Source organism: Nostoc sp. PCC 9305 (assembly GCF_963920915.1).
Taxonomy (GTDB): Bacteria; Cyanobacteriota; Cyanobacteriia; order Cyanobacteriales; family Nostocaceae; genus Nostoc.
The window spans coordinates 1-3,552 of the sequence record NZ_CAWUDN010000217.1; the positions used below are offsets into that span (position 1 = coordinate 1).

Genomic DNA, 3,552 nt, shown 5'->3' on the forward strand with positions numbered 1-3,552 from the left:
CTAATTTTAAGTATTTTGTCTGTTTGTTAAGAAAGATGCGGGTAATGGATAGCTTTTTAAGGGGGGTTGGGGGGGATCAACAAGTGCCTAAAATCACAGCTAACTACTTTTCAAACAACCTCTTAAATAAGCTGTAAAATCCACAGAAACTATAAATATTAAATATTATTATTTTTCAAGATAAAATTTTCCATTCGATGATTTACGCAAATTTAATTTTAGGAGGAGTCTAATGAAACTAAAACAATTTGGAATTACATTTTTGAGTGTTTGTATTGCTGCTTTTTCAGGAATGAAAGCAGCAGAAGCGGCATCATTTTCGGTAATTGCTGATGGTCTTAATAATCCACGAGGTTTAACTTTTGGTAATGACGGGAGTCTCTATGTCACGGAAGCAGGAACAGGCGGCAGTGGAGCTTGTGTTCCTTCACCGAGCGTTGCAAACCAATCTTTATGTTATGGCACAACTGGCGCAGTCACCAAAATTGGAAATGGTACGCAAGAACGTATACTTACAGGACTTCCTTCTTTAGCATTACCAGATGGTACTGATACTTCTGGGCCTCAAGATATCAAATTTGATGCTACTGGCAAGCCTTATATTGCAATTGGATATGGTTCAAATCCGACATTTCGCGCCGCATTAGGTAACACTGACTTAGGAAAAATTATCACTGCTAATTTCAATACAAATTCGTGGACTAGTGTTGCTGATTTAGCTAATTATGAACTTGCAAATAATCCTGACCAAGGCGATCTAATTAGTAATCCCTTCTCTCTTCTTATAAATGGAAATAATATTGTTGCAGTTGATACTGGTGCTAATGAGTTACTCAGCGTCGGGACTGATGGCAGTAATTTAAAAGCGATCGCCACAATTCCTCGGCAAACATTAACTAATCCAATTTTTCCTTATGGTGCATCATCATCGCCATTTGAAATCCAAGCAGTACCTACAAATATCGCCAAAGGACCAGATGGCGCTTATTATATTAGCCAATTAACTGGTTTTCCTTTTCCAGAAGGTGAAGCAAAAATCTACCGAGTTGGTGCTGATGGTCAACCAACAGTTTATACTGATGGATTTACTCAACTTACTGACTTAGATTTTGATAGCGAGGGCAATTTATATGCTTTGCAGTACGCCAATCAATCACTCTGGAAAGGTAATCTAGATGGTTCGGTAATTAAAATAGCGAGGGATGGGACTCGCACAACTATTCTTAGTGGCAATGGATTAGAGTCTCCTACTGCTTTGACTATTGGTGCTGATAATGCTATTTACGTGACAAACCGAGGCGATCGCCCTGGACTCGGACAAGTTATCAAAATTGAGAATCCTAAATCTGTTCCTGAATCTACTTCTACTTTCAGCTTATTAGCGTTTCTTGGCACTGTGAGCCTTACTTTGTTGCACAAGGGTAAAGCCAAACGACTGAAGATTTCGGACAAGTTTGTTCAGGAGTGTTGAGTCAGCGATCGCCCTCGGTGTCTTCCCTTCTCTACGAGACGCTACGCGAAGGGATAAGTTTTTCAATCAGCCGTTGTCTGCTTGGTGCTGGCGGTGTTGCTATTCGTAAAACTAGCTCTAACAACCAAGGGGCGAGGCGTTGACACAACACGGCTAAATGACTTTGCCATCCGACTAAAATTTCTGATGAATCATTTTGCATTCCGGTGACGAGTGCTTTAGCCACTTGCTGGGGAGTCATGGGGATCGCCCAGCGAAATAATTTTAAGTCGCGCACCATGTCTGTGTCTGTCAGGGAAGGCAATAATGCAATGACGCGGATATTATGTTCAGCTAATTCTTGGCGCAAGGCTTGGGTAAATCCTAAGATGGCAAACTTGGTTGCTGAGTATGTCGCCATTGTTGGTGCTGCAACTTTCCCCATCAGGCTCGATACATTGACAATTGTCCCTTGTCTTTGGCTGGCCATGCGTCGAGCAATCAAACTAGTGAGGTTGTACATTCCTAACAAGTTCACAGAGAGTTCTTCTTGAACTTGGGGCATTTTAGATTGCAAAAATGAGCTTTGGTATGCGACTCCCGCACAATTAACCAGCAGGTGAATCTGTCCGTAATTGCGCCAGAGTTGAGCGACAGCGATATTTACTTCAATTGTTTGAGTCAAATCTAAGGCGACGATCGCAGCTTCTGTACCCATAGCCTCGATTTCGTTGGCTACCTCCAATAACTTGCGGCGATCGCGTGCTACCAATATCATCCGCTTGATGCCTTGTTGCGCTAATTCGATGGCGATCGCTCGTCCAATTCCACGCGAAGCCCCTGTAATTAGGGCAACTTTACCTTGAATCTCCATTAGTTTTATTCTCCAAAATTTAAGTCTTACCAAACTCCTCGTTATTGCCGATACACACAAGCAAGAGCTACTCACTTGTAGGCACAAAGTAAGACAAATAATCAATCGCAATTGAAATCAAACTGAAACTAAGCCTTTAGCAATGAGATATTTCTTGGTTAATCTGCAATCCCTCATAGTTGTCTATATGAGGCAGAAATTTCTCGTTTTGAACCCGTCAAAGCCTAACATACTTGGCTGAATGGGTATAGCTCATAGATTTTATTTCTCCTAGATCCGAGCGTTCATCAGCATTGCTGTCATACACACGTTAGCAATTAAATCAAGCTATTGCAATATTCTTTAATCAGGATTTCTTAATAGTTCTTAACGACAAGTATATATATACAAAAGATTTTATTAAATAAGTTTTTATGAATCCCTCAGTATAAATATCTCATTTTCCTGACAAATAGCCCTGTTTTAGGAAATTGTGATATCTAATTCATGGTTTAGAAACAAAAAAGACATATAGCATTTTGGCTGATGGTTGCAATAGTTAGAAATCTCAACTAACTTATATAATTGCAACAGTATATTTACTGCTTTCTTGAAAAGTAAGGTTGATGGCTTTGATTGATGGAAAATAATCAAAAATGGCTAGATCGTTGTCTGAAATTATCTGCCAAAACTTTAGGACAAATAGTAATTTGTTTAGGTTTAGCTTTGAGTTCATCAAAGTAATGCTTGAGACTTACCTCGTCTATAGCAAACTTCAATCATTCTCGAACACTAAGATCCCCGACTTCTTTAATAAATCGGGGATCTAACTGTAAGTCAACATGATTCCTAATTGATGATTCTGCCTAAAGCCGTACCCCGTAAATTTACGTAATTAGTAATTATTACCCCACGCTTAGATCGACTTACTCGCAGGAAGGATGGATATCAATGCTGCTCGGTTAAGAATATTTGTAAAACAGATACCTCGAAGTCATGTTGAAGTACTTGAAAGTCGTGTTGAGGTTACTCCGAAGTCGATCGTGCTGTCCGTCCCACAGGAGAAATACAGTTAGTGCAAGCAGCAGTAGAGGGAACAGTCAGAAGCATTAGACCTCTTGCACGAATGTAAAACTAGCCCACCCTGCGGGATCTTGCTACATCCCCCAACCCCTTCTCCCAAGTGTGGGAGAACTACCGTGTATACACAAGTCCATCCAGAGCGAGTTTCCAGCCGATAAAGATGGAT

2 protein-coding genes are annotated in these 3,552 nt (G+C 40.4%); one reads left to right on the plus strand and one right to left on the minus strand.

The genetic code is table 11. The features are described 5' to 3' along the window. Window positions 1–232 precede the first annotated feature (232 nt). The gene (locus ACM0OX_RS35295) at window positions 233–1,471 is read left to right on the plus strand and encodes a ScyD/ScyE family protein (protein WP_414519823.1); all 1,239 of its coding nucleotides are present in this window, start codon (window positions 233–235) and stop codon (window positions 1,469–1,471) included. Between the two features lie 31 nt (window positions 1,472–1,502). Here ACM0OX_RS35295 and ACM0OX_RS35300 read toward each other — a convergent pair whose 3' ends face one another. Next, window positions 1,503–2,324, minus strand: a complete 822-nt coding sequence (locus ACM0OX_RS35300) for an SDR family NAD(P)-dependent oxidoreductase (protein ID WP_414519825.1) — start codon at window positions 2,322–2,324, stop codon at window positions 1,503–1,505. Between the last annotated feature and the right edge of the window lie 1,228 nt (window positions 2,325–3,552).